General features: G+C 66.5%; 6 protein-coding genes. 4 read left to right on the plus strand and 2 right to left on the minus strand.

Annotation, left to right across the window (positions count from 1 at the left end; translation table 11 throughout):
- On the minus strand, window positions 1-231 hold a 231-nt coding region (locus ACIQ2E_RS13045), incomplete at its 3' end, for a class I tRNA ligase family protein (RefSeq protein ID WP_398331322.1).
- Window positions 232-279: 48 nt separating this feature from the next.
- Complete coding sequence (locus ACIQ2E_RS13050; RefSeq protein ID WP_398331325.1) at window positions 280-507, minus strand: hypothetical protein; 228 nt, start codon at window positions 505-507, stop codon at window positions 280-282.
- Window positions 508-563: 56 nt separating this feature from the next.
- Between ACIQ2E_RS13050 and dapF the strand changes: the two genes are divergently transcribed.
- From dapF to ACIQ2E_RS13070, 4 genes are all read left to right on the plus strand, one after another.
- A complete protein-coding gene (dapF, locus tag ACIQ2E_RS13055) occupies window positions 564-1,751 on the plus strand; it encodes a diaminopimelate epimerase (protein WP_398331328.1) in 1,188 nt (395 codons plus the stop codon).
- Window positions 1,752-1,755: 4 nt separating this feature from the next.
- A complete protein-coding gene (locus ACIQ2E_RS13060; protein ID WP_398331331.1) occupies window positions 1,756-2,952 on the plus strand; it encodes a cysteine desulfurase family protein in 1,197 nt (398 codons plus the stop codon).
- 24 nt (window positions 2,953-2,976) lie between these two features.
- Window positions 2,977-3,612, plus strand: a complete 636-nt coding sequence (locus ACIQ2E_RS13065) for a DUF1995 family protein (protein ID WP_398331334.1) — start codon at window positions 2,977-2,979, stop codon at window positions 3,610-3,612.
- A 51-nt stretch (window positions 3,613-3,663) separates the two neighbouring features.
- The coding region (locus ACIQ2E_RS13070) for a DUF4330 domain-containing protein (protein ID WP_398331337.1) at window positions 3,664-4,025 on the plus strand (362 nt) is incomplete at its 3' end.

Here is a 4,025-nt window from a genome sequence, read left to right on the forward strand (position 1 = left end):
AAGCACCTTTTTGCCGCGCAGCCGCTGTACCCGCGCCACCACATCGGTGATCACGTAGTTGCGCACATGGCCCATGTGCAGGTTCCCCGAGGGATAGGGGAACATCGAGAGGGTGTAGAACGCCTCGTCGCCAGGATTGAGTTCCGGCGTGACGTGCAGGCCGTTGTCTTGCCAGGCCCGTTGCCAGCCGGTCTCGATCGGCTGGGGTTGGTAGCGGCTGCTCTCGCTCACGGACGGGCTGGGGCAAGTGGGGGCGTTGGGGCGATGCTCCCACAGCCCTCAGACGAGGGCTCTGAGCAAGGCAATGGCCTGCCGGTTCACAAGCACCAGCTCACCACCATGGGCCGGCTCAACTGCGACGAAATCGGCATCCACCCAGCGTGGGATTCCCGTGAGGCTGGTGCCATCCAGGAGCTGCACGGCCAGGTTAGAGCGGGTTCGAATCCAGCTCTGCAGCTGCCGGATTCCGGGCTGGGAGGTATCGAACTGCGCAGCCCGGTTGTCCATGCTGCTCCCCATAGGATTTGCCTCAACCTCATGCCTGCCCAGGCAGGCTGCCGCGCGTGTCGTCCCCCAGCAAGACCCCGTTCAGCTCGCTGCAGGCTGAACTGAGCTTCAGCAAGTATCAAGGGCTGGGCAACGACTTCCTGATGCTGGATGGCCGCGCCGCCAGCGATCCCAACTTCGTCTTTGGTCTGACACCAGAGCTGGTGGTGGAGCTGTGCGATCGCCGCTTCGGGGTGGGCGGTGATGGCGTGATCCTGGCCCTCCCCCCCAACAACGGTGGCGAGCTGCGAATGCGCATCTTCAATGCCGATGGCACCGAGCCGGAGATGTGCGGCAACGGCATCCGCTGTTTGGCCCGCTTTCTGGCGGATCGCGATGGCGATGGCCCCGGCCGCACCTGGCAGATTGACACCCTGGCCGGTCGAATCGTGCCAGAGCTGTTGCCCGACGGCACGATTCGTGTGGATATGGGCGCCCCCTTCCTCGAGCCTGGCGACGTGCCAACGAATCTGGTGACAGGCCCTGCGGGCCTACCCCAGGGGGAGTTGGAGCTGGACGGCGAATCCTTCGCAGTGGCGGCCGCGGGGATGGGGAATCCCCATGCGGTGATCCCTGTGCCGCTTGTGGAGGAGATCGATCTGGAGCGCTTTGGCGCCCTGCTCGAGGTGCATCCCGCCTTCCCCGCCAAAACCAATGTTCACTTTGTGCAGGTGCTGGCTCCAGATCACCTGGTGATGCGGGTGTGGGAGCGCGGTGCTGGCCCCACCCTGGCTTGCGGCACCGGCGCCTGCGCCACACTCGTGGCATGCCACAGCCTTGGGCTGTGTGCGCGGCGAGCCCGCCTTGATCTCCCGGGCGGTCCTCTGCAGATTCACTGGGATGCCACCAGTGGCAAGGTGTTCATGGATGGACCGGCGGAGCACGTGTTCGACGCGTTGATTCCCGATCCCCGCGCCGTAGCAGAAGCGCGTGCCCAGGCCGCGCGCCAGGCGCCGACGGTTCCCCTGGAGGCGCCATCCGACTCCCATACCCCAGCGGTGGCAGCTGCCCCTGAGATCGATTGCGCCACGGTGTGCACCAACGGCTGCATCCGTCCGGACAACTGTCCAAGCGCCGAGGCTCGGGCTCGGGTAGCGGCGCTGCTGAGCGGTAGCTCCCTCGACGACCTGGTGACGCTCGCCACCAACACGCTTGAGTCCCGCACCCGCGCGCGCTTTGAGCGCGACACCGGCCTGGGCAGCTGAGGCGATGGCGCCGCCGTCGCTCAGGCAGTACCTCGATTGCTGCGCCACCACACCGCTGGCGCCTGAGGTGGCTGCACGGATGGCGGTGGTGCAGGCGCAAGCCTGGGGCAATCCCTCCAGCCTGCATGGGTTTGGTTTGGCAGCAGCTGAGCAGCTGGAGCGCTCACGCCAAGTCATGGCTGCGCTGCTTGGCTGCCACAACGAGCGGTTGGTGTTCACCTCCGGCGGCAGCGAATCCATCCACCTGGCCCTGCTAGGCAGTGCTCCTGCCTTGGAGCTGACCAGCCCCAGCGGCGACGTCCCACGTCTGTTGATCTCGGCGGTTGAACATCCAGCCAGTCGCGCGGCGGCAGCGGCTCTGCAGCAGCGGGGTTGGCTGGTGCAGGAGGTGCCAGTGGATCGCCTTGGGGTTATCGACTTTGAGGCGTTCGAGCGCTTGCTGGCTCCGCCAACGCGCCTGGTGTCGTTGATCTGGGGTCAGAGCGAAGTCGGCACCATCCAGCCGGTGGACCGGATCGCGGCGCTGTGCCGCAGCGCTGGGGTGTTGGTGCATCTCGATGCCGTGCAGGTTTTGGGTCATCAACCGCTGCGGCTCGGCGAGTTGCCGGTGGATCTCCTCAGCTTCGCGGCGCACAAAATTCAGGGACCTCGCGGTGTTGGCGCCGTCGTGGTGAAGCCAGGAGTGCAGTTGCAGCCCTGTATTGGCGGCGGCGGGCAAGAAGGTGGGATGCGCTCCGGTACGGAAGCGGTGGCCCTGGTGGCCGGTTTTGAGGCGGCGCTGCAGCTCGCCACTGATCGCTTGGCAGCCCATGGCGGCCATGATCCCGTGGCGCCATTGCGGGATGCCTTGGCTGCAGAGCTGCTGGCGTTGCCCGGGGTGGAGCTCTCGGGGCCAGACCCAAGGGAGGCCGGCCAACCCGCGCGGTTGCCCCACCACCTCAGCCTGTTGGTGCGTGCAGGGGGCGGCGATTGGTTGAACGGTCGACAGCTGGTGCAGGCCCTTTGGCGGGAAGGCTTTGCCTGCAGCAGTGGCTCGGCCTGCAGCAGCAGCGGCTCAGCAGCCAGTTCCGTGTTGTTGGCCATGGGCTACGAGACCTCCGCTGCGGCTGCGGGCCTGCGGATCAGCCTTGGTGCCTGGCACGGCTCTGAGCTGCTTGATCAGTTCCCGCAGGCGCTCGAGCGCGCTCGAGCAGCGCTTTAGGGTCGGCCGAACCGACCAACTGCCATGCTCCCCGCCGACCTGCGCCAAGCCGAACTGGAGGCCCTGGCCAGCGTGCAGGCGGCTCTGGCCAGCCAGAGCAAGGGCCTGTGGACCGTGGAGTTCCGCTTCGAGGGTTTGCGAATCTTGCCAGTGGCGCTGCGGCTCTTGGCCTCCCTCACCCCCCAGCACCCTGAGGCTCGGCTGCTCTTTCCCGATGCGGGAGCGACAGCGTTGGCCAAACGCGATGCGCCCGATCAGGCCGCTCAGTTGCTTGGGTTGGGGGACTTGCTCCGGCTTCAGCAGGCCGACGGCGGTAGCGAGGGCCTAGTGCTGCTGGCGGCACCGACTCCTGCCGATTACGAGGAGGTGGAATCGCTCTGCGCGCAGCATCGCGGTTCGCTGGTGATGATCAACGGCCGCCTCGAAGACGCCGCCATCGGCATCGGCACCGTGGCCCGAGAGCGGCGCAAGGGATTCCTGGCGGAATGGCAAAGCGCCTATGGCTTAATCCCCACCGCAGAGGGAGCGCTTTGCCGCTGCTATCCGGGCGATTGGCAGTTCTACCGCCGCGATCCCGATGGCTACCGCAGCGTCTGCAGTTTCGATCAGCGCCCCGATCGAGAGGCGCAGTTGGAAGCCCTGGAAGAGGCCGCCCGCTGACCTTGTGCAGCCCGAACACGCTCCTTACAGTTCGGTGTCTGCTGTTGCTCCATGGCTGAAAACTCCCGTCGTTTTTCCCTGGTGGATGCGGGCGCAGCAGCGGCTGTTCTGTTGGCTGCAGCGGGGGTGATCTGGAGCCCCAAGCTCAGTGGCGCTGTGGCACGGGTCACCGGCGGGTTGGTGCCGGTGACTGTGATGGTGGATGTGCGGGGTGTGCCGGTGGCTGATCCCGCCGCCCTGATCAACGCAGCGCGCGAGGGAGGCAAGGTGGCGATCGTGATCCGCAACCAGCCCCACGGCAGCGTGCCTGTGGAACAGGTGATTCCCCTCCAACGGCGTTTGGCGGCCGTACTGCCGGATGGAAAGGTGGTGAGTGCGCCCGATCCCAACCAGGAGCAGTTTCCCAGCCTGGA

It is taken from the genome of Vulcanococcus sp., from assembly GCF_044369115.1.
Lineage (GTDB): Bacteria > Cyanobacteriota > Cyanobacteriia > PCC-6307 > Cyanobiaceae > Vulcanococcus.